At 70.7% G+C, this 24,979-nt stretch carries 20 protein-coding genes; 8 read left to right on the plus strand and 12 right to left on the minus strand.

Annotation, left to right across the window (positions count from 1 at the left end; translation table 11 throughout):
- Positions 1 to 128: 128 nt before the first annotated feature.
- Together AB0M47_RS23995 and AB0M47_RS24000 are read right to left on the minus strand one after the other, a co-directional pair.
- Entirely contained in the window at positions 129 to 524 is a 396-nt protein-coding gene (locus tag AB0M47_RS23995; protein ID WP_363417716.1) for an SCO5389 family protein, read from the minus strand.
- The gene (locus AB0M47_RS24000; RefSeq protein WP_363417719.1) at positions 514 to 1,500 is read right to left on the minus strand and encodes an AAA family ATPase; all 987 of its coding nucleotides are present in this window, start codon (positions 1,498 to 1,500) and stop codon (positions 514 to 516) included. The genes AB0M47_RS23995 and AB0M47_RS24000 overlap by 11 nt, the downstream gene beginning before the upstream one ends.
- Positions 1,501 to 1,602: 102 nt before the next feature.
- Between AB0M47_RS24000 and AB0M47_RS24005 the strand changes: the two genes are divergently transcribed.
- The gene (locus AB0M47_RS24005; RefSeq protein ID WP_363417722.1) at positions 1,603 to 3,375 is read left to right on the plus strand and encodes a DUF2079 domain-containing protein; all 1,773 of its coding nucleotides are present in this window, start codon (positions 1,603 to 1,605) and stop codon (positions 3,373 to 3,375) included.
- A 58-nt stretch (positions 3,376 to 3,433) separates the two neighbouring features.
- Positions 3,434 to 4,108 carry a lipoyl(octanoyl) transferase LipB gene (lipB, locus tag AB0M47_RS24010; protein ID WP_363417725.1) on the plus strand — a complete coding sequence of 225 codons (675 nt, stop codon included), beginning with the start codon at positions 3,434 to 3,436 and terminating at the stop codon, positions 4,106 to 4,108.
- Between the two features lie 24 nt (positions 4,109 to 4,132).
- Here the strand turns inward: lipB and aspS are convergent, their stop codons facing one another.
- Entirely contained in the window at positions 4,133 to 5,401 is a 1,269-nt protein-coding gene (aspS, locus tag AB0M47_RS24015) for an aspartate--tRNA(Asn) ligase (RefSeq protein ID WP_363417728.1), read from the minus strand.
- A 333-nt stretch (positions 5,402 to 5,734) separates the two neighbouring features.
- On the opposite strand from aspS, the gene lipA reads away from it, so the two are divergent.
- Positions 5,735 to 6,667 carry a lipoyl synthase gene (gene lipA, locus AB0M47_RS24020; protein WP_253763874.1) on the plus strand — a complete coding sequence of 311 codons (933 nt, stop codon included), beginning with the start codon at positions 5,735 to 5,737 and terminating at the stop codon, positions 6,665 to 6,667.
- A gap of 20 nt (positions 6,668 to 6,687) precedes the next feature.
- Entirely contained in the window at positions 6,688 to 7,386 is a 699-nt protein-coding gene (locus tag AB0M47_RS24025; RefSeq protein ID WP_253761456.1) for a DUF4191 domain-containing protein, read from the plus strand.
- A 31-nt stretch (positions 7,387 to 7,417) separates the two neighbouring features.
- Here AB0M47_RS24025 and AB0M47_RS24030 read toward each other — a convergent pair whose 3' ends face one another.
- Together AB0M47_RS24030 and AB0M47_RS24035 are read right to left on the minus strand one after the other, a co-directional pair.
- Positions 7,418 to 8,287 (minus strand): DUF4190 domain-containing protein, encoded by an 870-nt coding sequence (locus AB0M47_RS24030; RefSeq protein ID WP_363417731.1) that lies wholly within the window; start codon positions 8,285 to 8,287, stop codon positions 7,418 to 7,420.
- Positions 8,288 to 8,322: 35 nt separating this feature from the next.
- Positions 8,323 to 8,688: an RDD family protein gene (locus AB0M47_RS24035; protein WP_253761454.1), complete on the minus strand. Its 366-nt coding sequence runs from the start codon at positions 8,686 to 8,688 to the stop codon at positions 8,323 to 8,325.
- A 207-nt stretch (positions 8,689 to 8,895) separates the two neighbouring features.
- On the opposite strand from AB0M47_RS24035, the gene glnA reads away from it, so the two are divergent.
- Complete coding sequence (gene glnA / locus AB0M47_RS24040; protein ID WP_363417734.1) at positions 8,896 to 10,329, plus strand: type I glutamate--ammonia ligase; 1,434 nt, start codon at positions 8,896 to 8,898, stop codon at positions 10,327 to 10,329.
- A 49-nt stretch (positions 10,330 to 10,378) separates the two neighbouring features.
- Here glnA and AB0M47_RS24045 read toward each other — a convergent pair whose 3' ends face one another.
- Positions 10,379 to 11,299, minus strand: a complete 921-nt coding sequence (locus AB0M47_RS24045) for a GNAT family N-acetyltransferase (protein ID WP_363417737.1) — start codon at positions 11,297 to 11,299, stop codon at positions 10,379 to 10,381.
- An 80-nt stretch (positions 11,300 to 11,379) separates the two neighbouring features.
- Between AB0M47_RS24045 and AB0M47_RS24050 the strand changes: the two genes are divergently transcribed.
- Together AB0M47_RS24050 and AB0M47_RS24055 are read left to right on the plus strand one after the other, a co-directional pair.
- Positions 11,380 to 13,896 (plus strand): penicillin acylase family protein, encoded by a 2,517-nt coding sequence (locus AB0M47_RS24050; protein WP_363417820.1) that lies wholly within the window; start codon positions 11,380 to 11,382, stop codon positions 13,894 to 13,896.
- 9 nt (positions 13,897 to 13,905) lie between these two features.
- On the plus strand, positions 13,906 to 14,691 hold the full coding sequence (locus AB0M47_RS24055) for a metallophosphoesterase (RefSeq protein ID WP_363417740.1): 786 nt from the start codon (positions 13,906 to 13,908) through the stop codon (positions 14,689 to 14,691).
- Between the two features lie 2 nt (positions 14,692 to 14,693).
- On the opposite strand, the gene AB0M47_RS24060 is transcribed toward AB0M47_RS24055, so the two are convergent.
- Genes AB0M47_RS24060 through AB0M47_RS24085 form a run of 6 tightly spaced genes read right to left on the minus strand, consistent with a single transcriptional unit; the run spans position 14,694 to position 24,050 of the window.
- Complete coding sequence (locus tag AB0M47_RS24060) at positions 14,694 to 17,603, minus strand: bifunctional [glutamine synthetase] adenylyltransferase/[glutamine synthetase]-adenylyl-L-tyrosine phosphorylase (RefSeq protein WP_363417743.1); 2,910 nt, start codon at positions 17,601 to 17,603, stop codon at positions 14,694 to 14,696.
- Between the two features lie 6 nt (positions 17,604 to 17,609).
- Positions 17,610 to 18,371 carry a type 1 glutamine amidotransferase gene (locus AB0M47_RS24065; RefSeq protein ID WP_363417746.1) on the minus strand — a complete coding sequence of 254 codons (762 nt, stop codon included), beginning with the start codon at positions 18,369 to 18,371 and terminating at the stop codon, positions 17,610 to 17,612.
- Between the two features lie 10 nt (positions 18,372 to 18,381).
- Entirely contained in the window at positions 18,382 to 19,344 is a 963-nt protein-coding gene (locus AB0M47_RS24070) for an endonuclease/exonuclease/phosphatase family protein (RefSeq protein WP_363417749.1), read from the minus strand.
- Positions 19,337 to 21,277 (minus strand): ABC transporter ATP-binding protein, encoded by a 1,941-nt coding sequence (locus AB0M47_RS24075; protein ID WP_363417752.1) that lies wholly within the window; start codon positions 21,275 to 21,277, stop codon positions 19,337 to 19,339. The genes AB0M47_RS24070 and AB0M47_RS24075 overlap by 8 nt, the downstream gene beginning before the upstream one ends.
- Positions 21,274 to 23,082, minus strand: a complete 1,809-nt coding sequence (locus tag AB0M47_RS24080) for an ABC transporter ATP-binding protein (protein WP_363417755.1) — start codon at positions 23,080 to 23,082, stop codon at positions 21,274 to 21,276. The genes AB0M47_RS24075 and AB0M47_RS24080 overlap by 4 nt, the downstream gene beginning before the upstream one ends.
- Before the next feature lie 41 nt (positions 23,083 to 23,123).
- Entirely contained in the window at positions 23,124 to 24,050 is a 927-nt protein-coding gene (locus AB0M47_RS24085) for an LD-carboxypeptidase (RefSeq protein ID WP_363417758.1), read from the minus strand.
- A gap of 37 nt (positions 24,051 to 24,087) precedes the next feature.
- Between AB0M47_RS24085 and AB0M47_RS24090 the strand changes: the two genes are divergently transcribed.
- The gene (locus tag AB0M47_RS24090; RefSeq protein WP_363417760.1) at positions 24,088 to 24,948 is read left to right on the plus strand and encodes a fructosamine kinase family protein; all 861 of its coding nucleotides are present in this window, start codon (positions 24,088 to 24,090) and stop codon (positions 24,946 to 24,948) included.
- Positions 24,949 to 24,979 lie beyond the last annotated feature (31 nt).

Below are 24,979 nucleotides of genomic sequence, written 5' to 3' on the forward strand. Positions count from 1 at the left end.
GACCAGGTCGCGGTGAAGCCCGGCGAGATGGCGATGCCGCCGAACGTCCCGTCGGCCGTGGTCGTCGGGTAGGCGAGCGCACGCGCGGCCAGCGCGTCAGCGCGTCAGCGCGTCAGCGCGTCAGCGCGTCAGCAGTCGCGGAGAGCGGGCGACTGGTTCAGCAGTTGGCCGCGAGGCGAGACGAAGGCCTGGTAGGTCGCGCCGCCGACGGCCGATGGCCGGAACGCCGCCACCCGATGGCAGTTCTGGAAGGCGAACGTGACGCCGAAGTGGCGGTCGAGGCCGCCCCGGATCGCGTCGCTGGCCAGGGCGCGCAGCAGCTGGCCGCGCTCGGCCTCGCTCGGCGGCGGGACCTCGTGCTGGCCGAACTCGGCGGCCGGGTCGGCCGCGAGGTCTTCGGCGGCGGCGCTCACGACGGACCAGGCGTACGGGAGGGACTGGCGGACGCAGTCGACGAACTCGGCGTCGTCGACCGCTCCGGCCTCGGCCCGCTCCAGCAACGCGGTCGGCACATCAAGGGACATTGCGTACTTCCTTTCCGAAGGGCTCGAGCGCCTGCGGCCCGAGCACGAAGGTGGGATCGATCTGCGCGCCGAGGTCTTCGCCGGTCTTGGCGTTGCCCCAGGCCTGGGCGTTGCGCAGGTGGAACTCGACGGCTTGGGCGGTGTAGCGGGCCCAGTCCTGGACGCAGCCGTCGAGGGCGGTCCGGAGCCGGTCGAGCGCGGCGGCGTTGGCCGGTTCCAGCTCGGCGAGCGGCCGGGCGACGCCGCGTTCGGCCGCCTTCACGTACGCCGATCGCCTGAACCAGGTCAGCAGGTCGTCGCCGACGTGCTCCCGCAGGAAGTCCACGTCGGAGTCGTCGTCGACCTTGTTGCCGACCACGTGCACGCGTACGCCGAATTCACGGGCGTAGCCGACGTACTGCCGGTAGACGCCGACGCTGCGTACGGTCGGCTCGCAGACGAGGAAGGTGGCGTCGAACCGGGTGAACAGGCCGGAGGCGAAACTGTCCGCGCCGGCCGTCATGTCCACCACGGCGTACTCCCCTGGGCCGTCGACCAGGTGGTTCAGGAGCAGTTCGACCGCGCCGACCTTCGAGTGGTAGCAGGCGACGCCGAGGTCCTCGGTCGCGAACGGGCCGGTGACCGCCAGCCGGACCCCGCCGACCTCGCGGACGGCGGCGTCGTAGATCGGGTTGTCGCCGGTGATCGTGATCAGCCGAGAGCCCGTCCCGGGTGGCGTCGTCTTGACCATGGCCGCCGCCGAGGAGATCCGTGGGTTCGTCCCGCGCAGGTACTCCTTGATCGCCGGGAGCTGGTCGCCCAGGGCGGGCAGCATGACCGCCTCGTCTTCGGGCGCGCCCAAAGCGGCCGCCAGGTGCTGGTTGATGTCGGCGTCCACGGCCAGCAGCGGACTGCCGCGCTGGGCCAGATGCCGGGACAGGAGTGCGGCCAGCGTGGTCTTGCCCGACCCGCCTTTGCCGACGAATGCCGTCTTCATACTGATAGTGGTAGTCGTTTTCATTTAGCCTGTCGAGGGCGACACTCGGGTCATTGCTAAAGTTCTCCGGTGGCGCGTACGCAGGTCGAGAACCCTCCCGCTATGGCACCGCCCCCTTCGCAGACGCGACTGTCGAGGAAGCCCGACCTCGCCGTCGCGGTGATCTCGCTGGCCTTGGCGGTCTACCTGACGAGCGGGCTGTGGGCGGGCCCGACGCATCGGGCGATCGGCGTCAACTCCGGCGACCAGGCGCTGTTCGAGTGGCTGCTGGGCCTCGGCGCGCACGCGCTCACGCACGGGGAGAACCCGCTGCTGACGACCTGGCTCAACGCGCCCGACGGGGTCAACCTCGCGGTCAACACCTCGATCACGGCGTACGCGGTGGTCTTCGCGCCGCTGACGATCTGGCTCGGCCCGGCCGTCACCTTCAGCGTGATCCTGACGCTGAACCTCGCCGCGACGGCGTACTGCTGGTTCTGGCTGTTCCGCCGCTATCTGCCCAGCGCGACCGCGCTCGGCGCGGCTGTCGGGGGCATCTTCTGCGGCTTCGCCCCCGCCCTGGTCTCCCATGCGAACGCCCACCTCAACTGGACCGCGCAATGGCTGGTGCCGCTCATGATCGGCACGGTCGTGCGGCTGGGCCGGAACCGGCGCTGGATCCGGGACGGCATCATCCTCGGGCTGCTCATCGCGGCCTGCTTCTCGATCGCGGCCGAGCAGCTCTTCTTCGCGGCGCTCGCCGGGGTGATCTTCGTCGCCGTCTGGGCCGTCACCGAACGTGCGCAGGTGCGTTCGATGGCCGCGCCGGTGCTGAAGGGGCTGGCCGTCGCCGCCGGGGTGTCCGGCGTACTGCTCGCGTATCCGCTGTGGCTGCACTTCGCCGGTCCCTACGGCTTCCACGGCACCGGCTTCGACGCCAAGATCCACAGTGAGGACCTGGCGGCGTACGGGACGTGGCCGGTCCGATCGCTGGCCGGCGCGCTCGGGCTCAACCTCAACCTGGCGCCCAATCCGACCGAGGAGAACTCCTTCTTCGGACTGCCGTTGCTGCTGCTCAGCATCGCCGCGTACCTGGTGCTGCGCCGGGTGTCCGACCGCGCGATCGTGCGGGCGCTCGCGGTCACCGGAGTGGTCTTCGCGGTGCTCTCCCTTGGCCCGCAACTGCGCTGGTGGGGCTCGCTGACCCCGATTCCGATGCCGGCCGCGCTGCTCGTGAAGCTGCCGGTGTTCAACGCGGCGCTGCCGTCACGGCTGGCCCTGGTCGTCTCGCCGGTCGTCGGCGCGCTGCTCGCGCTGCTGGTGAGCCGTCTCCGGGTGCTGCCAGGCCCACGGTGGGTCTGGGTCGCGGGGCTGGTCGCGGCCTTGCTGCCGCTCGTTCCCACTCCCCTATTGGTACGCGAACGGCCGCCGGTGCCGCACTTCATCAGCTCCGGCGCGTGGGAGCGATACGTGAGCGACCGCGGTGTGCTGGTCTCGGTGCCGATCGCCAACGACCTCGTGCCGGACGGTCAGCGCTGGCAGGCCGACGCGCTCGCCCGGTCGGCCGGTGACCGGGGTCCGGTCTTCCGCATCCCGGCCGGCTTCTTCCTCGGGCCGGGCGGCCCCGACGGCACCGGGCGCATCGGCCCCATCCCCACGTACGCCCAGACCCTGCTCGAAGACGTGACGAAGACCGGGTACGCACCGCCGATCACCGACTCCGAGCGCACCCGGTTCCGGGAGGACCTGAAGTACTGGGGCGCCGAGGCGGTGGTCCTCGCCGACGACGTCCAGGGCGCGCACTGGGAGACGCATCAGCCCGCCCTGCTGGAGGTCATGAAGCGCCTGCTCGGCGAGCCGCAGCGGGTCGACGACGTCTGGCTCTGGCAGGTCTGACGCCGTGAGCCGTGGCACAGCGGCTAGCGCTGGGTCCGCGTCGGCATACGCTGGGAGCGTGACGACGACTGAACCGTCCACCGTCGCCGGCCCGGCCGCCATCGCGGTCCAGCGGCTCGGCGAGATCGACTACCTGGCGGCCTGGGACTTGCAGCGCGAGCTGCACCAGAAGGTGGTCGAGGGCACCCGACCCGACACCGTGCTGCTGCTGGAGCACCCGCCGGTCTACACGGCCGGCAAGCTGACCCAGCCCTGGGAACGGCCGTTCGACGGCACCCCGGTGATCGACGTGGACCGGGGCGGCCAGATCACCTGGCACGGACCTGGTCAGATCGTGGGCTATCCGATCATGCGGCTCGCCCCGGCCGTCAGCGGCCACGCGATGGACGTGGTGGCGTTCGTCCGCCGCGTCGAGCGGCTGCTCATCACGGTCTGCGCCGAACTGGGCGTGGCGACCGAACGCGTCAAGGGCCGGCCCGGCGTCTGGGTACGCGAAGACCACCGAGGCCCGGATCGGAAGATCGCCGCCATCGGCATCCGGGTGGCTCGCTCGGTGACGCAGCACGGCTTCTCGCTCAACTGCGACCCCGACATGAGCTGGTACGACCGCATCGTGGCGTGCGGCATCCGCGACGCCGGGGTCACCTCGCTCAGCCAGGAGCTGGGCCGCGACGTGACCGTCGCCGAGGTGCTGCCGATCGTCGAGCGCAACCTCCCCCTGCTGCAGGAGTAGGCCCGCAGCAGGGGAAGGCCGGGCTCAGGGCGTGACCCGGTGGAGGTCGCGCGGGAAGTAGGTCACCTCGCGGATGTTGGCGATCCCGGTCAACTGCGCGACGAACCGCTCCAGCCCGATCGCGAACCCGCCGTGCGGCGGCATCCCGAGCTTGAAGACCTCCAGGAACGACTCGTACGGGCCGAGCTCCGCACCGCGTTCGGTCAGCGTCGAGACGTAGTCGGCGTACCGGTGCAGGCGCTGGCTGCCGGAGACCATCTCGATGCCCCGGAAGATCAGGTCGAACGCCCGCGAGTAGGGTTCCCGGCCCGGTTCCGGATGCGTGTAGAAGGCACGCTTCAGCGTCGGGTAGCCCTCGACGTAGACGAAGTCCGAACCGTGCTCACGCAGACCCCACTCCCCGACCGCCCGCTCGTGCGCCGGGGCGAGGTCCTCCTCGTCCGGTGACGCACCCGCGATCTTCAGCGCCTCGCTGAAGTGCAGGATCGGGATCTCCGCCGGAACCTCCGGCAGGTCGAACCCGGCTCCGGCGACCGACGGCACCGCCTTGGCCTCGGCGATCATCCCGGCGACCACGTCGCGCAGCACCGCCATGACGTCGCGCTGGTTCTCGATGAAGCCCAGTTCGGCGTCGAGCGAGACGTATTCGGCCAGGTGCCGGGCGGTGTCGCTCGGTTCGGCCCGGAACGCCTGGCCGATCTCGTAGACGCGCTCGAACACCCCGACCAGCGTCTGCTTGTAGAGCTGCGGAGACTGCGCCAGGTACGCCTTGCGCCCGAAGTAGTCCAGCTCGAACACGTTGGAGCCGGACTCGGTGGCGATGCCGACGATCTTCGGGCTGTGCACCTCGGTGAAGCCGAGCCCGTCCAGGGTCGACCGGAAGCCGCGGATCACGGCCGCCCGCAGGTCGAACAGCGGGCGCCGGGCCGGATGCCGCAGCGTCAGCGGCGCGTGGTCGAGCAGCGTCGGCAGGGTGACGTTGAGGCTGGGCCGGAACAGCTCCACCGGCAGGGCCTCGACCTCGTCGGACAGCACCTCGATGGTCGGGCCGGTGAGTTCCACTCCACCGGGGGCGACCTCGTTCGCGGTCACGGTGCCGGTCACGCGGACCACCGTCTCCTCGCTGAGCGCCTCCAGCTCGGCCGAGGTCGTCACGACCTGGGCGAACCCGGAGCGGTCCCGGAGGATGAGGAAGGCGACGGACTTGAGCATTCGGCGGCGGTGAATCCAGCCGGCGATCGTCACTTGCTCGCCGACGTGCAGGGCGAGCTCAGCGGACAGGATGCGTTGCATGGTGTGAACCTCCTCGATCAATCGCAACGCGATCCCCAGGGAGGTGCGGGCGAGCGGGAAGCCTCGCGGTACCACCACACCTTCGCCGCTCGGGGTGAGCGGCCTCTCGATCAGATTGACGGAGATCATCCCGGCGGGGGTCTACCGGCGCTGACGCGCCCTCTTCCCCGCAGCTCAGAACCGGTCCACCCGGGCGTCAACCGGTGACTCGGCCCGTCGTCGCTGTTGCCGAACAGGGTAAACGTGATGGAAGAGACGCCGCAACCGGGTTGTGGCGGTGCTTACCTCGACTGCCCGGGGGCGGCCAGTGAGCGTAGTCTTTGCCTCGTGACCATGGTTGCTCCCGAGGGCCGGCGCATGCTGCGTATCGAGGCCCGAAACGCTGAGACCCCGATCGAGCGCAAGCCCGACTGGATCAAGGTCAAAGCGAAGATGGGCCCCGAGTTCACCCAGCTGCGCGGCCTCGTCCAGCGCGAGGGGCTGCACACCGTCTGCCAGGAAGCCGGCTGTCCCAACATCTACGAGTGCTGGGAGGACCGGGAGGCGACCTTCCTCATCGGCGGCGACCAGTGCACCCGGCGCTGTGACTTCTGCCAGATCGACACCGGCAAGCCGGCCGAGTTCGACGCCGACGAGCCGCGGCGGGTGGCCGAGTCGGTCGCCTCGATGGAGCTCAAGTACGCCACCGTGACCGGTGTCGCCCGCGACGACCTGCCCGACGGCGGCGCCTGGCTGTACGCCGAGACGGTCCGGCAGATCCACGCGCTCGTCCCGGGCTGCGGTGTCGAGCTGCTGATCCCCGACTTCAACGCCGAGCCGGCCCAGCTGGCCGAGGTCTTCGGCAGCCGGCCCGAGGTGCTGGCGCACAACCTGGAGACGGTTCCCCGGATCTTCAAGCGCATCCGCCCGGCGTTCCGCTATGAGCGGTCGCTCGACGTGATCACCCGGGCCCGTGAGGCCGGCCTGGTCACCAAGTCCAACCTGATCCTGGGCATGGGCGAGGAGCGCGCCGAGGTCTCCCAGGCGCTGCGCGACCTCCACGAGGCCGGCTGCGAGCTGATCACGATCACCCAGTACCTGCGCCCGACGCCGCGGCACCACCCGATCGACCGCTGGGTGAAGCCGGAGGAGTTCATCGAGCTGAAGGCCGAGGCCGAGGAGATCGGCTTCGCCGGGGTCATGTCCGGGCCGCTGGTGCGCTCGTCGTACCGCGCCGGCCGGCTCTACCGCCAGGCCCTGGACGCCCGCAAGCTCGCCGCCGCCTGAAGCTGATTAGACTTCAGGTCATGGCGAAACCCTCAGAGGAAAAGGTCTCCTTCGGCGGACGGCTGAAGCAGATCGGCATGGTGTTCAAGTTCACCGCAAAGCAGGACAAATGGTTCGTTCCGCTTGTGGTGGCCGCCGTGCTCATTCCGATCGCCGTGACGGTGCTCGTCGTCGGTCTGACGAGCAGCTGGATCTGGATCCCGATGGGCGTCCTCGTGACGCTCCTCGCCGTCCTGGTCGTGCTCAATCTGCGCAGCAACACGGCGATGATGAACGCGATCGAGGGCCAGCCCGGCGCGGCCACCCAGATCCTGTCGTCGCTGCGCGGCAACTGGCGTACCAAGGAGCAGCCGCTCGCGTTCACCGTGAACAACGACTTCGTGCACCTGGTGCTCGGCCCGGCCGGCGTGGTGCTCATCGGCGAAGGCGAGCCGCAGCGGGTCAAGCCGATGCTCGGTGAGCAGAAGCGGCGGCTGGGCAAGGTCATCGGCCAGACCCCGCTCTACGACATCATCATCGGCAACGACGAGGGCCAGGTCTCCATCCGCAAGCTGCGTACGCACGTGCTGCGGCTGCCGAAGAACCTCTCCGGCAAGGAGATCAACTCCTTGGACCGGGCGCTGACGGCGCTCACGGCGCGGCCGCAGATGCCGAAGGGCGGACTCCCGAAGGAGTTCCGCCCCCCGAAGGGCGCCATGCGCCAGATGCGCGGCCGCTGACCATAGGTACCGGCGGACAGTCCACCGCGGACTATTTCCGCAGGCTTCCGGTGTACTGCTTGGTCTCGCTGCCCACCAGGCACGAGACCGAGTGGTCGCCGCTGTTCCAGACCAGCGACGTGTGCGGGTAGAGGTAGTAGACCTCCAGGGTGTCGTCCTTCTGCGCCTCGGCGCTCAGCGCGTCGACCCGCTCAGTGCAGCCGTCCTCGGACTGCTTGATCACGGTGTCGCTGCCCGGGTAGGTCGAGCCGCTCAGGTTGAACACGGCGTACACCTCGGCGCCGTGCGCCTGCGAGCAGGGCACCACGTCGACGGCCTTCACGACGCCCTCGGCGGGCAGCTTCTTGAGGCAGTCGCCGAGCTTGAGCTCGACCGAGCTGACCGTGCCCTCCTCGGTCACCGTGCCGTCGGCGTCGCGGTCGGGCTGGTTCAGCGCGCTGATCGCGACGCCCGCGCCGCAGGCCAGCAGCCACACCACGGAGAGCACCAGACCGGCGATCGCCATGCCCCGGCCCTTCTGGTTGCGCTTCTTGATCTGGCTGAGGGCGACGAAGCCGAAGATGACGGCGAACAGGATGCCGCCGAGGATGCCGAAGATCAGCGACGCCACGGCGAAGCCGTTGGTGCCCGACGGCGGCGGGGTCTGCGGCTCCCACTGCGAGCCGGGCGGCGGGAACTGTTGCCCCGGCGCGCCGTATTGCGGCTGCCCATACTGCGGCTGCCCATACTGCGGCTGGGACTGCCCGTACTGGGGCTGCTCGTACTGCGGCTGGGACTGCCCGTACTGCGGCTGGGACTGCCCGTACTGCGGCTGGGGCTGCTGCGGCGCGCCGTACGGCTGCGCGGGCTGGCCGTAGGGCGGCGGATTCTGGGGATTTTGTGGCTGAGGGGGGTATGTCACAAGATCGCAGCCTAACGGCTTCGATCTCTGGCCGCTCAGGCAGGCGTTATCACACTGCGTGCGAGACGGTCGTGGACGCCCCGGCGCTCGGGATCCATGATCAGCGCGGGGACGACGAGAGCCAGCAGCAGGCCCCGCAACGCCGCCCGCGGTACGCCGATCCGCGTACCGCCGTCGATGCTGACGCAGCGGATGCGGGCCAGCCGCATGCCGGGGGTCTGGCCGAACAGGCCGAGGAAGAAGGCGTACTCCAGAATCAGCACCGCGACCGGTTCCCAGGTGGCGGTACGCAGATCCGGTACGAAGAAGCCGGAGACCAGCAAGCACAGCAGCCAGTCGACGAAGAGCGCCACGAACCGGCGGAAGAGCGTCGGAACGGCTTCTTGCGAGGTCTCGGTCACGGACGTCAGCGTACTCGCCTAGGCTTTGGTGAACGCACGGTGGCGCAGCGCACGTGCCATGTAACACGGCCGAAACAAAGCCGACACGGCTGGGCAACGCCGCCTCCGTACCGTCGCGACCAGCCAACGGCCACCTGCGCAAGTCGACGAACGCCTTGACCAGTGACCGCGAGCGCACCGATCTAGAGCCATTGCCAGGAGGACGTGTTGTTCGCCAACCCCGAGGAACTCCTTCGGTACCTCAAGGACGAGGACGTCAAGTTCGTTGACGTCCGTTTCTGTGACCTGCCCGGCGTGATGCAGTTCTTCACCGTTCCGGCGGAGTCCTTCGACGAGAGCGCCTTCACCGAAGGTCTCGCCTTCGACGGATCGTCGATCCGCGGCTTCCAGGCCATCCACGAGTCGGACATGCTGCTCCTGCCCGACGTGACGACGGCCTTCATCGACCCGTTCCGGATCCAGAAGACCCTCGCGCTGAACTTCTTCATCCACGACCCGTTCACTCGTGAGGCGTACTCCCGGGACCCGCGCAACATCGCCAAGAAGGCCGAGGCCTACCTGGCGGGCAGCGGCTTCGCGGACACGGCCTACTTCGGTGCCGAGGCGGAGTTCTACATCTTCGACTCGATCCGCTACTCGACCCAGGCCAACCAGGCGTTCTACCACATCGACTCGATCGAGGGCGCGTGGAACACCGGCGCGGCGGCCGAGGCCGACGGCGGCGCGAACCGTGGTTACAAGCCCGGCTACAAGGGCGGCTACTTCCCGGTGGCGCCGACCGACCATTACGCCGACCTGCGTGACCTGATGGTCACCAACCTGGCCGACCTCGGCTTCACCGTCGAGCGCGCGCACCACGAGGTGGGCACCGCCGGCCAGGCCGAGATCAACTACCGGTTCGCCACGCTGCTCGCGGCGGGCGACCAGATGCAGCTGTTCAAGTACGTCGTGAAGAACACCGCCTGGCACGCCGGCAAGACCGCGACGTTCATGCCCAAGCCGCTGTTCGGCGACAACGGCTCCGGCATGCACACCCACCAGAGCATCTGGCTCGGCGGCGAGAACCTGATGTACGACGAGACCGGCTACGCCGGCCTGTCCGACCTGGCCCGCTGGTACATCGGCGGTCTGCTGCACCACGCGCCGTCGCTGCTGGCCTTCACCAACCCGTCGGTGAACTCCTACCGTCGTCTGGTGCCGGGCTACGAGGCGCCGGTCAACCTGGTCTACTCGCAGCGCAACCGCTCCGCCTGCACGCGTATCCCGGTCACCGGCACCAACGCGAAGGCCAAGCGCATCGAGTTCCGCTGCCCCGACCCGTCGTCCAACCCGTACCTGGCCTTCTCGGCGATGCTGATGGCCGGCCTCGACGGCGTCAAGAACAAGATCGAGCCGCCGGCGCCGATCGACAAGGACCTCTACGACCTCCCGCCGGAGGAGGCCGCGAGCGTCCAGCAGGTCCCCGGCTCGCTGGCCGACGTGCTGACCAACCTGGAGACCGACAACGAGTACCTCCAGGCGGGCGGCGTGTTCACCGGCGACGTCATCGAGACCTGGATCGACTACAAGCGCTCCACCGAGATCGACCCGATCCGGCTGCGCCCGACGCCGCACGAGTTCCAGCTCTACTTCGACGTGTAAGTCGTACTAGCAAAAAGGCCCCGGCTGACGCCGGGGCCTTTTTGCGCGCTCAGAGCGTACGCACGTAGGAGTACTGGACCGCGCAGGGCTGATAGCCGAGCCACTCGTTGACCGCCAGCATCGGCTGGTTGACCTCGTCGTTGCTGGCGTACGCGGCTGTCACCCCCGCTGCGGCGGCGCGGCGTACGGCGTCGGCCTTGGCGAGCTTGGCCAGCCCGCGACCGCGATGCGACCGAAGCGTCCCGGTGCCGCCGGACCACATCCGGCCGCCCTCCCGGTCCATCTCGACCAGGGTGTACGCGGCCGGGACCCCGTCGGCGAGGACGACGACGCTGCTGTCGTGGTCGGTCGCCGGGTTCTGCCAGATCTCGGCGTACCAGTCTTCGTAGGAGACGGCGTCCATCGCGGTGTCGCCCGGCTCGTCGACGACTGTCGCAGCATCGACGGAGTAGAGCGCCTCCGGGCCGGCCTCACGGGCGGACACGAGGGCGACGCCGTCGGGCGTGGCGGGCACGGGCGGCAGCTTCGCGACGTCGGTCAGGTCGAGCTTGGAATAGCGCAGCTCCGCCGTACGCCCGTAGCCCCGCCGTTCCAGGAAGCCGGCCACGTCCTCGTCGTCGGTGCCCCAGATCTGGATCTTGCGCGCGTCGTGCTCGGCGACGTGTGCTTCCAGGGCGGCGTACAGCTGGGCGCCGAGGCCTTGGCGGCGGTGGTCGGGGTGGACCATGACGAAGAGCGAGGCCGCTCCCTGCTCCGAGGTCCAGGTCTTGAACCCGGCCCGCCCGGCTGCCACGATCCGGCCATCGACCTCGGCGACGAGCACCTTCGCGTACGCCCGCGCCGGGGTGACCGCCCAGAAGTGCAGGATGCGTTCGGCACTGAAGACCTGGTACGGGGTGACGACGCGCCGCAGCGCGTTGAAGGCGGCCGCGTCGGCAGCGCCATTGGCCGGACGGAGGAGTGCACTCATACCCGAAGGTCTACCAGTGGTCGCAACCCCTTTTCTGACCAGCGGGTCCGCCCAATATGCTGCACGCCGTGCCGGAAAACATGAGCCGTTCCCGCGTTTGGCTGCGCCGTACCCGAAAGATCTCGCTGTGGACCCTCGCGGTGGTGATCGTCCTCGGGCTCGTCGGCGCGGGGACCCTCGTCTGGTCCATCCGCCGGGCGCTGCCCCAGCTCGACGGCACGATCGCGCTGCCCGGCCTGTCCGCCGACGTCCGCGTTCAGCGGGACGCCCAGGGCATTCCGCAGATCTACGCGACCACGACGGCCGACCTCTACCGGGCGCAGGGCTATGTGCACGCCCAGGACCGGTTCTGGGAGATGGACTTCCGGCGGCACGTCACCGGCGGCCGGCTCGCCGAGCTGTTCGGCGAGAGCCAGCTCGAGACCGACGCGTACCTGCGGACGATGGGCTGGCGGCGGGTCGCCGAACAGGAGTGGGACCTCATCTCGGCCGACTCCCGCGCCAATCTCACCGCGTACGCCGAGGGCGTCAACGCCTATCTCGCCGGCCACTCGGCGGGCCAGATCAGCCTGGAGTACACGCTGCTCAACCTGCAGAACTCCGGCTACGAGATCGAGCAGTGGGACCCGATCGACTCGCTCGCCTGGCTGAAGGCGATGGCCTGGGATCTGCGCGGCAACATGGAGACGGAGATCCGGCGGGCCGCCCTGCTCGCCGAGGGGCTGAGCGTCGAGCAGATCGAACAGCTCTATCCGGCGTACCCCTATGATCGAAATGTTCCGATCGTTTCCGGCGGCGAGACGACCGGGACGCCCCCGGCGCAGCCGGCCGTGAAGCCGACGAGCGCGCAGGGCGACCTGCTCCGGGAGCTGGCCGACGGCCTGGACCGGATGCCGCAGCTGATGGGCGACGGCGGGCCTGGCATCGGCTCGAACTCGTGGGTGATCAGCGGCGACCTGACCGCGACCGGCAAGCCGATCCTCGCCAACGACCCCCACCTGAGCCCGTCGCAGCCCGGGATCTGGTACCAGATCGGGCTGCACTGCGCCTGTGACGCCCAGTCGCAGGACGTGGCCGGGTTCAGCTTCTCCGGCGTGCCCGGCGTCGTCATCGGGCACAACGCCCGGATCGCGTGGGGCTTCACCAACCTCGACCCGGACGTCACCGACCTCTACTACGAGAAGGTCACCGGCGATCAGTACGAGGTGAACGGGCAGCTCAAGCCGCTGACCACGCAGCAGGAGGTGCTGAAGATCGCCGGCGGCGGGCAGAAGACGATCACCGTCCGCTCGACCGGTCACGGGCCGCTGCTGTCCGACGCCAGCGACGACCTCAAGAAGCTCAGCAAGGACGGGTACGCCGTCGCGCTGCGCTGGACCGCGCTCGACCCGGGCCGGACCGCCGACGCGCTGTTCGCCCTGAACAAGGCCGGCAACTGGACCGAGTTCCGGGCGGCCGCCGCGCTGTTCGAGGTGCCCGCGCAGAACATGGTCTACGCCGACGTCGACGGCAACATCGGCTACCAGTCGCCGGGCCGCATCCCGGTACGCGGCAAGGGCGACGGCCGCTGGCCCGCGCCCGGCTGGGACTCGGCGTACGACTGGACGGGGTATCTGCCGTTCGCCGAGCTGCCGACCGTCCTGAACCCGAAGCAGGGGTACGTCGCGACGGCGAACCAGGCCGTCATCGGCCCGCAGTACGAGCACTTCCTGACCAGCGACTGGAGCTACGGCTACCGGTCGCAGCGGATCAACGACATGATCCAGGCGACCGCGAAGGCCGGCAAGATCACCCTGGACGACGTCCAGAAGATGCAGTTCGACAACCGCAACGGGTTCGCCCCGACGCTCGTCCCGTGGCTGGCCCGGACCGCGCCCGACGCGGCGAAGCAGGCCGTGCGACTGCTCGACGGCTGGGACTACCAGCAGCCGGAGGACTCGGCCGCGGCGGCGTACTACAACGCCGTGTGGCGCAACCTGCTCCGGCTGGTCTTCGACGAGCTGGGCTACGGCGAGGACGGCTATCCGGCCGACGGCGGCGACCGGTGGTTCGAGGTGGTCCGGCACCTCCTCGACCAGCCCGACGCGGCCTGGTGGGACGTCAAGTCGACGGCCGAGCACGAGACCCGCGAGCAGATCCTGGCCCAGGCGCAGGCGGACGCGGTCGCCGAACTGACCAAGGACCAGGACAAGGACCCGAAGAAGTGGCGCTGGGGGGCGATGCACACGCTCACCGCGACCCACGCGACCTTCGGCACCAGCGGCATCGGCCCGATCGAGTGGCTGTTCAACCACGAGAAGACCGGGGTCAGCGGCGGCGACTCGATCGTCAACGCGGCCGGCTGGACCGCGGGCGAGGGCTACGAGGTCGACGCGGTCCCGTCGATGCGAATGATCGTCAACATGTCCAACCTGGACGACTCGCGGTGGATTCAGCTGACCGGCAACTCCGGGCACGCCTTCGCCACCACCTACGACGACCAGTACGAGCGCTGGCGTACTGGTCAGACGCTGCCGTTCCGCTTCGCGCGGGCGTCCATCGACGCCGCCACGGAGCACACCCTGACCCTCACGCCGCAAGATCGCCCGAAGGGATAAGCTGACGCCGTGGCGCTCTATGTCATCGGCGACACCCATGGGCATCGCGCCCAGGTCACCGAGGCTCTCCGCGAGGCCGGCCTGCTCGACGCGGGCGGCTCGTGGGCGGGCGGCGACGCCCGGCTCTGGTTCCTCGGCGACCTCACCGATCGCGGGCCGGACGGCATCGGCGTCATCGACTTGATCATGACTCTTCAGCCGCAGGCGGCCGCGGCCGGCGGCGAGGTGGGCTGTGTGCTGGGCAACCACGACCTGCTGATCTACGGGTCGCGATACATCCCGGACGCGCCGATCACCGCCGAGCGCACGATCATCCAGTCCTGGGCGCTCAACGGCGGCCAGAGCACCGACCTCGAAGGTCTCACCGACGCCCAGCTGGCCTGGCTGGCGGCGCTGCCAGCGGTCGCCCTCGTCGACGACAACCTGCTGATCCACGCGGACACGACGGCGTACCTGGAGTTCGGGGATACCATCGAGGAGATCAACGCGGCCGTCCGGCAGATGATGGCCGACCGCGATCCGGCGACCTTCGGCGTCCAGATGCGGCTGATCTTCCGGCGCTTCGAGTTCCTCGACCGGGCCACCGGACCCGGCCGTGCCCGTCAGCTGCTCGACCGGCTCGGCGGGCGGCGGATCGTGCACGGCCACTCGACCATTCCCGAGACCTTCGCGGTCCCGCCGGCCGAGGTCGACTCCCCGGTCGTCTACGCCGACGGGCTGGTGATGTCGGTCGACACCGGGATCGCGCTCGGGGCGCGGTGTGTGCCGTTCGAGCTGACTCCGGTCCCCGCCTAGTTTCAGTTCTCGAAGAAAAGCCGTTCGACGACCGCCCGCGCCCGCCGGGTCGCCCGCAGGTACTCCTCCAGCACCAGGGTCGGCTCGCCGTCCTGGCCCAGGATCTGCGCGATGCCCTCCAGCTCCGGGCCGTGCCGGGGCAGCTGGTCGGCCGCTCGGCCGCGGACCAGGGTCAGCGCGTTGCGTACTCGGGCCGCGAAACTCCAGGCCGTCCGCAGGATCTCCGCGTCCGCGGCGGACGCCAGGCCCGCCTCGGTCGCGGCGGCGAGCGCGGTCAGGGTCCGCGTCGTCTTCAGCTTCTCCACCTCGTACGCGTGGCGCAGTTGCCAGAGCTGGACGGTCCATTCGACATCCGCGATCCCGCCGCGCCCGAGCTTGGTGTGGGTCAGCGGGTCGGCCGCGCGCGGCAGCCGTTCGTTCTCGACCCGGGCCTTGATCCGCCGGATCTCGACGACCTGTTCCCGGGTCAGGCCGCCCTCGGGATAGCGGATCGGCTCGATCAGCTCGACGAACCGGGCGGCGAGGGCTTCGGACCCGGCGACCGGGCGCGCTCGCAGCAGCGCCTGCGCCTCCCAGATCGCGCTCCACTTCGCGTAGTAGCGCTGGTATGCCGTGAACGACCGGACCAGCGGCCCCTGCCGCCCCTCCGGGCGCAGGTCGGCGTCCACCCCGAGCGGCGGATCCTGGGCCGGCGCGGCCAGCAGCGTACGCAGATTCTCCGCGACGGCCAGCGCCGTGCCCTGCGCCTCGTCGTCCCGCATGCCCGAACCGGGTTCGTAGACGAACAGCACGTCGGCGTCGGACGGGTAACTCATCTCGTACCCGCCGAGGCGGCCCATGCCGATGATCGAGAACTCGAAGTCCTCCGGCGCTCCGGCAGCCGCTCGGGCGACCTCCAACGCGGCGGCCAGCGTCGCGTCGGTGACGTCGGAGAGGGCCTGCCCGGTCTCCAGTTCGGTCGGCCGCAGGAACAGGTCCGCGCAGGCCGTCCGGAACAGCTCGCGACGGCGTACCGCGCGGACGGCCCGAATGGCCTCCTGGGGCACCCGGTAGCGGCCGGCGGCCGAGGACATCGCCTCGACCAGGGCGCGTCCTTCCCGAGGCGCCAACTCGCCGTCGGACGCCATCAGGCGCAGCGCCTCGGGGTCGCGGGCGAGCAGGTCGACGGCGTACCGCGAGGTGCCCAGCAGCCGGGCCAGCCGCAGCGCCACCGGGCCCTCGTCCCGCAGCAGGCGCAGGTACCAGGGCGTCGCGCCGAGCTTCTCCGACACCTGCCGGTACGCCAGCAGCCCGGCGTCGGGGTCGGGCGCGTCGGCCAGCTCTTCCAGCAGCACCGGCAGCAGGGTGCGCTGGATCGCCGCCGTCCGGGACACTCCCCCGCTCAACGCCTCGATGTGCCGCAGCGCTCCGGCCGGGTCGGCGTACCCGAGGACCACCAGACGCTCCCGGGCCTGTGCCGTCCGCAGCGCGAGATGGTCGGCGGAGACCTGCGCGACCGCCGTCAGCAGCGGCCGGAAGAACAACTTCGCGTGCAGTCGCCGGACTTCGGCGGCATGCGCCACCCAGTCCGCCCGGAACATCTCTTCCGCTGTCCGGGTGCCGCTTCCGGCGTACCCCATGGAGTGTGCGAGCCAGACCAGAGCCGCGGAACCGGCGCCCCCGTCGGCGGCCGGGACGGTGTGCGTGCGGCGCAGTTTCTGCAGCTGGAGCCGATGCTCCACCTCTCGCAGGAACCGGTACGCGAGCACGAGGGCCTTGCCGTCGTGCCGCCCGACGTAGCCGCCGGCGACGAGCGCGCGCAGCGCGGTGAGCGTGTTGGGCGAGCGCAGCGTGTCGTCGGCGCGGCCGTGCACGAGCTGGAGGAGCTGGACGGCGAACTCGATGTCGCGCAGGCCGCCGGGACCGCGCTTGATCTCGCGGTCGATCTCGCTGCGGGGGATCTGCTCGACGATGCGGCGCCGCATCTTGCGGACGTCCTCGACCGCCTCAGGGCGTTCGGCGGCGTGCCAGATGAGCGGCTGCAACGCGACCAGCCACGACCGGCCGAGCGCCACCTCCCCGGCGACCGCCCGTGCCTTGAGCAGCGCCTGGAACTCCCACGTCCGCGCCCAGCGCTGGTAGTACGCGAGATGACTGGCCAGCGTGCGCACCAGCGGCCCGCGCCCGCCCTCGGGCCGCAGCGCGGCGTCGACCGGCCAGGCGACCTGGCCGCAGATCTCCATCAGCCCGGCGGCGATGGCGGTGGCGGCCGGCAGGTCCTCGTCCTCGGCGGCGACGAAGATCACGTCCACATCGGACACATAGTTCAGCTCGGTGCCGCCGCACTTGCCCATGGCGATGACGGCCAGCCGGGGATTCCCGGTGACCCGGGCCGCGGCCAGCCGGTACGCCACCCGCAAGGTGGCGTCGGCGAGCGCGGTCAACTCGGCCATCGTCTGCTCGACGTCGACGTGGTCGGCCAGATCCGCCGCCGCCACGCGCAACAGCCCCCGCCGGTACGCCAGCCGCAGCGCCGCGACGTCGGCGATCCCGGCGTGCACCTCGAAGCGGGCGGGCATGGTGTGCGTCAGACACCGCCATTCGCCCGGCCGGGCCGCGAGATGGTCACCGAGCGCCTCAGCCGCGCCCAGCACCGTGATCAGCCGATCGCGCAGGTCGTGGTCGGTGCCGACGGCTTCGACCACGGCCGGGTCCCGCTCGTGCAGCCGGGCGAGCTGCCGCAGCGCCAGGTTCGGGTCGGCGACCCGGCGCAGCTGGTCGAGGATGAGCGCCGCCTCCTCGTCGTACGGCCGCTGCTCCTCCGCCACCCAGAGGTTCATCCCGCGGGAGCCGAGCAGTCCCACCGGGTCGGGCCGGCCCGGCACCGCGGTGAAGCCGTACCGTGCCAGCCGCCCGATGCCCGCCGCCGCCATCGCGGATCAGCCGAGCAGCGGAAGCGTCGTGCGGGCGCTCACCGGCGGCTCCAGCCGCCCGAGCGCGATGTCGGCGAACCGCCGGGCGAACGGCTGCCAGACCTCGAAGAGGTCGTCCATCAGCCCGTCCGCCCGCTCGATCAGCTCGTCGGCGTCGACACCCAGCTCGGTCAGGCTCGCCCGGGTCGACTCCAGCCAGCCCGCGTACTGCTCGGTGTCGCACTCGATGTGGAACTGCGTGCCCCAGGCCAGGTCGCCGATCCGGAAGGCCTGGTTCGGGTAGCGGCTGGAGGTCGCCAGCAGGGTCGCGCCCAGCGGCAGCTCGGTGATCTCGTCGTAGTGGTACTGCAGGACGTCCGGGACGAACGGCACCGGCGCCCAGAGCGGGTCCTTCTCGGCGGCGTCCCGCCGGGCGACGAGGCCGGGGCCGACCTCCGGGCCGGACGCGGACCGCTCGACGGTGCCGCCGTGGGCCTGGGCGAGCAGCTGACCGCCGAGGCAGATCGCCAGCGTGGGTACGCGATGCCGCACCGCCTTGCGCAGCAACGCCTCCAGCTGCGGGAACCACGGCGCGGTGTTCCCCTCGGGGTAGGCGTCCTGCGATCCGCCCAGCACCACGAGCGCGGAATGCTCCGTCGGCTCCTCGGGCAGCGGATCACCGGCGTGCACTCGGCGTACGTCCAGCGCCAGGCCCGCGTCGGTGAGCCAGTCACCCAGTCGGCGGGCGTCGTCGGTCGGGTCGTTCTCGATCACCAGGGCGGCACTCACGCCGCCCAGTCTAGTGAGTGCCCGGGAGGACCAGGGTGGCGACGATCATCCGGTGATCACTGCCCGGGATGGTGAACGCCGCGAAGGCGCGTACGCCGATCCGCCGGTCGGCCAGCACGTGATCGATGGTCACCGGCGGCACGGGGTCGCCGTTGTACGGCCCCCAGGTCCCGACCAGCCCCTTGCCGACCACCGAGGCGGCGTCCCGGTAGCCACTGTCGATCAGGTCACGCAGCAGCCCGTGGTCGAGGGTCGAGTTGAAGTCGCCCATCAGCACCCGCAGCGACCCGTCCGGCGTGGCGGGCGGCTCCTTGCGCAGGTTCGATCGCCAGGCCGGGGTCACGTCGGCGTTGTACGGCGAGGCCGGATGCGCCGATTCCAGCACTACTGGCACGCCGTCGACCGTGATCACCGCGTGGACCTGCTGGAACCAGCCGAAGGCCATCAGGTGCGAGCCGCCGTCGGCCAGCGGCCGCCGCGAGAAGACCGCCGAGCCCTCGGCCAGGCTCGCGGGCGCCACGAACCGCTGCGGCAGCACGTCGCCCAGCCCGGCGGCGTCGGCCGCCGCGAGCCACTCCGGCGTCATCTCCTGCACCGCCAGCACGTCCACCTGCTCCTCGCGTACCCGCCGGAGGATCTCGGCCGGGTCGGCCCCGCCGATCAGCAGGTTCGCGCTCGCCACCCGCAGGGTCGGCCCGGTCGCACCGGCCAGCGCGTCGCCGTCGGTCACGGCCCGCGGGAGCACACAGGCCGCGAGCACCACGGCGCTCACGGCGGCGACCGCGGCTTCCGGCCACTTCTTCCACCAGGCAAGCACGGGTACGCCCAGCGCAGCGACCAGGACGGCGTAGGGCGTGAAGGCCACCACCTGCACCGCCGGGTACCACCCGTCGAGCCCGAAGAGCCGCACCACCGCCCAGGCGGCGACCCCCACGGCGAAGGCCCAGCCCGCGACGATGCCCGCCTTACGCATGGGCGGCCCAGGTGGCGTGCATCTGGGCGTACCGGCCGTCGAGGGCCAGCAGCTCGGTGTGCGAGCCGCTCTCGAGGATCCCGTGCTCGTCGACGACCACGATCCGGTCGGCCCGCATGGCGGTGCTGAGCCGGTGCGCGATCAGCAGCGCGGTCCGGCCCTCCAGCAGCCGGTCGAGCGCTCGTTCCACCCGGAGCTCGGATTGAAGGTCCAAGTTGGACGTGGCCTCGTCGAGCACCACCACCCGGGGTTCGGCGAGGAACGCCCGGGCCAGGGCCAGCAACTGGCGCTGGCCGGACGAGACGCTCTGACCGCGCTCGTGCAGCCGGGCGTCCAGCCCGTCCGGCGTACGCTCGACGAGGTCACGCAGGCCGACGGCGTCGACGGCGGCCCAGATCTCGGCCTCGGACGCGTCCGGCCGGGCGAACGCGATGTTCTCCCGGATCGTCCCGGCGAACAGGAACGGCTCCTGCGGCACGACGCCGATCTGCCGGCGCAGCGAGGACAGTGTGACGTCTCGCAGGTCGTGACCGTCGATGAGGATCTGCCCGGACTCCGGGTCGTAGAACCGCGTGACCAGCTTGGCCAGGGTCGACTTGCCCGCACCGGTCGGGCCGACGCAGGCGACCGTCTCCCCGGGCGCGATCACGAGGTCGACGTCGCGCAGCACCGGCCGGCCCGGCAGGTAGCCGAAGGTGACCCGATCGAACCGGATCTCGCCGTGCACCGGGGGCAGCGCCGCCGCGTCCGGCTTCTCGGCCACCGTCGGCTGCGACGACAGCAGGTCCCGCAGCTTCACCACGGCCGCCCGCCCCTGCTGGTAGCTCGTGTAGAGCTGGACGAGCTGCTGCACGGGGGCGAAGAACGCGTTCAGGTAGAGGACGAAAGCGGTCAGCTCCCCCACGCTGATCTCGCCGCGCAGTACGCGTTCCCCGCCGATCAGGAGCAGCGCGGCCATGCCCAGCAGCCCGATGACGGACGTGCCCGGCCCGTAGACGGCGTTGATGTGGCCGGTGAAGTTGTTGGCGTCGCGATACCTTCCGACGACCGCCTCGTGGTCGGCGACGTTGCGATCCTGCCGGTGGTACGCCGTGACGACCCGGACGCCGTAGATGCTCTCCGACAGGTCGGAGTACATCGCGGCGATGGTGTCGCGCTGGCGGCGGTACCCGTCGTCGGCGGCGCGCCGGAACCACAGCGAGGCGGCCGTCAGCAGCGGCACCACCAGCAGCAACGTGATCAGGGCCAGCTCGACGTCGTAGGAGAACAGCACGACGGTGACCACGACCATGGTCAGACCCTGGATGACGAACTGGGCCAGGCCGTCCGAAAGCAGGTTCTGCACAGCCTCCACATCGGACGTCATCCGGGTGAGGATCACGCCCGCCTTCTCGGTCGTGAAGAAGTCCAGCGACATCCGCTGCAACTGGGCGAAGACGCGTACGCGCAGATCCCGGACCGCGTCAGCGGCCAGCCGCCCGGTCTGCCGCATCCGCGCCACCGAGGCGCCCCAGGAGAGCACGACCGAGCCGATGAAGGCGCCCGCCGCGAGCAGCAGCGTACGCAGATCGCCGCGCATGATGCCGTGGTCGATCCCGACCTGCACCAGCAGCGGACCGGCCTGAAGCAGCACCGTCTCGCCGAGCAGCATGACGCAGGCCACGGCGAACAGCCGCCACCGGCCCAGCAGCAGGCCGGGCAGGGTGAGCCGCCGCTCGCCGGCGACCGCCTGCCGGAACTCGACCGGCTCGGACGGCTGCGGCCGCCGGCTCTCGATCGTCTCCAGCCGGTCGACCCCGGCCTGGAGTTCGGGCGGGATGCCCGCGAACGCCAGGCCCTCGGGCGACTTGTTGAGGCCGCCGCGCCCGGCGCCGCCCATCGCCCCTCCACCGCCGGCGCCCGGCCCGCCGAAGCCGCCACCGAACATCGTCATGCCGTCGTCACCTCGTCGTTCGCGACCTCGGTCGCGGTCTCATCCGCGACGTCAGTCGCGGTGTCGGTCGCGGTGTCGTAGCTCGCCAGCACCGCGGCGTACCGCGGGTCGTCGAGCAACTCCCGATGGGTGCCGTCGGCGACGACGCGGCCGTCCTCGACGAGCAGCACCCGATCGGCGAGCCCGATGGTGGAGAGGCGATGCGCCACGATCAAGGTTGTCCTCCCGACCATCAAATCTCGTAGCGCGTTGTGAATCCGCTGCTCGACGGAGACGTCCACGGCGCTCGTCGCGTCGTCGAGCACGAGCACCGGCGGGTTCATGAGCAGCGCCCGTGCGATCGCGACGCGTTGCCGCTGGCCGCCGGACAGCGTGTAGCCGCGCTCACCGACCACGGTCGCGTACGCCTCTGGCAGGTGCCCGATGAACTCGTCCGCTCCGGCGGCCCGCGCGGCGGCGATCACGTCCTCGTCGGCCGCGTCGGGCCGGCCGAACGCAATGTTGTCCCGGATCGTGGCCGAGAACAGGAACGGCTCCTCCGGCACGATGCCGACCTGGCGGCGCAGCTCGGCCAGGGCGTATTCACGGACGTCGCGGCCGTCGATGAGCACCGTCCCGGCCGTCGCGTCGTAGTAGCGGGCCAGCAGCCGGCCCAGGGTCGACTTGCCCGAACCGGTCCGGCCGACGAGCGCCACCGTCTCCCCGGGTGCGACCCGCAGATCCAGGTCCGCGAGCGCGACCGTGCCGTCGGCGTACGCGAAGCCGACGCCGCGGAACTCCAGCTCGCCCCGCAGCCGGGTGTCGATCGGGCGGTCCGCCTCGACGATCTCCGACTCGGTGTCGAGGATCTCGTAGATGCGCTGTGCCGAAGCGGCGGCCCGCTGCCCGAGCATGATCATCATGCCGAGCATCCGGAAGGGTGGCTGGAGCATGAGGACGTACGAGTTGAACGCGACGATCGTGCCGATCGTGGTCTGCCCGTCGATGACCATCCAGCCGCCGAACAGCAGCACGAGGGCGAGCCCGAGCCGGGGCAGGCTCTCCAGAGTGGGCGCCCATCGGCTGCGGATCAGCGCGTCGCGCCGGTACGCCCACCGCACCCGATCGGCGGCGTCGGCGAGCGCCTGCACCTGCCGGGGTTCGGCCGCGAACGCCTTCACCACGCGTACCCCTTGGGTGTTCTCGTCCACGATCGTCGCGACGCGGGCGAGCCGGGCCTGGATGAGCCAGGACACCGGGAAGATGGCCTTGCGCATCCAGACGCCGAGCAGCGCGATGAGCGGCATGGTCGCCATCGCGACCACCGCGAGCAGCGGGTTGATCGACACCATCAGCCCGAAGGCGACCAGCGCGATGCCGCACTGGACCAGGATCGACGGGCCGAACGCGAGATACATCTGGACCGCGCGCACGTCGGAGGCGGCCCGCGACATCAGCTCGCCGGACTGGACACGGTCGTAGAAGCCGTAGGGCAGCCGGACCAGGTGCGAGTAGATGAGGGTCCGCAGGTCGTACTCGATCTCGTACGCCGTGCGCAGCAGATACTTCCGCGCCCCGAAGTTCAGCACGCCTTGCGCGATCGCCAACGCCGCGACAAGCCAGACATATATGTTCAGATCAGACGTACGCGCGACCAGCGCGTCGTCGATCCCGCGCCGCAGCGCATCCGGAATCTGCACCTGGACCAGCAGGCCGACCAGCGACAGGCCGAGCGAGGTGAACAGCATCCCGCGATGCGCGCGAACCAGCGGGAGCGCCCGCCGTAACCAGGACTTGCTCTTGTCGGGGTCGATCCGGGGGCTCATACTCCTTTCCTATACTAACGACCCCCTGGCGCGCACACCCGTTACGGGCGTCCTACGGGTTGGACGTGCAGCGTGCCGGCCTCGGCGTCCAGGACCGCGGGCACCCCGACCCCGATCGCCACGTGCTGATCGCCGTGCCCGATCGGCAGCCCGCCCAGGAGCGGTACGCCCAACGGCGCGAGCCGTTCCTCCAGCACCTCCTCGGCAGCCGGGCCGCCCTCGGCGTCGCAGTCGGTGAACTGTCCGATCGCGACACCCGCCAGCCCGTCCAACGCGCCCGAGCGCAGCAGTTGGGTCAGCATCCGGTCGATCCGGTAGGGCTGCTCGTTGACGTCCTCGACCAGCAGGATCGCCCCGCTCAGGTCGGGCATGTGCGGGGTGCCGACGCTGCTGGCCAGCATCGCGAGGTTGCCGCCGATCAGCACGCCCTCGGCGCGCCCCACCCGGCGTACGCGGAACGTGCTCTCCGCCTCGTCGGCCTTGACCGTCACCGGGGCGGACGACATCAGGACGGTCTTCGCGCCCAGCGCCGTCGGCGACTGCGCGCCCTTGTCCAGCTGTGCGGCCACCGGGCCGTGGACGGTCGCCAGCCGGGCGCCCTGCCACAGCGCCAGGTGCAGCGCGGTGATGTCGGAGAAGCCCATGACCAGCTTCGGATCGGCGCGGACGGCGTCGAGGTCGAGCCCGTCGACGATGCGCTGCATGCCGTAGCCACCCCGGAGGCAGAGCACGGCCCGCACCTCGGGGTCGGCGAACGCGTCGTTGAGGTCGGCCAGCCGCTGCTCGTCCGTGCCGGCGAGGTACCCGGTGCGGGCCAGGGCGTGCCGGCCCAGCCGGGTCCGCAGTTCCCATCCGGTCAGCACGCCGACCGCGGCGTCGGCGCGGACGGACCGGACCGGTCCGGACGGCGAGACCAGGGCTACCAGGTCACCGGCGGCGAGGGCGGCCGGGCGGACGGGATCGATCATGACGGCAGCTTAGCGGTGCCGCGCTTATTCTTGCGCCGTGACGGAGCTTCTGCGGTGGCGCCTGCGGTTAGCCGGGTTCGACGCGGAGTCCGTGCAGCCCGCCGGAGGCGGGGTGATCGCACAGGCCGGGGTCGCCACCCTCTTCCACAGCGGTACGCAGGTCTTCGCGAAAACCCTGCGGGCGGACGATCCGGACGTCTTCGAGGTGGAGGCCGCCGGGCTCACCGCGCTGCGCGACGCCGGTCTGCGTACGCCGGACGTGCTGCACGTCTCGCCCAAGCTGCTCGTGCTCGCGCCGTACCCGGCGTTCCCCGACACCGGCGAGGCCTGGGCGGAGTTGGGCCGGGCGGTCGCGCGTATGCACACCTCGACCGTCGCCGGCCGATTCGGCTGGCCCGCCGACGGCTGGCTGGGCCGAATGCGGCAGGTCAACACGTGGCACAGCGACGGGCACGAGTTCTTCGCCGAGCACCGCATCCTCCGCTGGCTGCCGGACATCACGAAGTTCACGGCCGAGGACCGGCGAGCCCTGGAGCGCCTCTGCGAACGCCTGCCCGAGCTGATCCCGGCCCAACCCGCCTGCCTCACCCACGGTGACCTCTGGCCGGGCAACATCCTCGGTACGCCCGACGGCGGCGTCGCGGTCGTCGACCCGGCCGTCTCCTACACCTGGGCCGAGGTCGACCTCAGCATGATGTGGTGCTCCCCACGACCACCGTCGTCGGAGCGCTTCTTCGCCGCGTACGCCGAGGTCGCGCCGCTGCTCGACGGCTGGGCGGACCGCATGCGGGTGCTGCACCTGCGCGAGGTGCTCAGCACGATCGCGCATGGCGACGACGACTGGGACGCGGTCGGCTATGTGCGCGAGGCGGTCGCCCCGTTCCGCGTACGCGCCTGACCGGTTCTGGACCTTGATCGCCGGAGACGTG

Origin of the sequence: Hamadaea sp. NPDC051192 (assembly GCF_040682475.1) — a bacterium.
Classification (GTDB): domain Bacteria; phylum Actinomycetota; class Actinomycetes; order Mycobacteriales; family Micromonosporaceae; genus Hamadaea; species Hamadaea flava.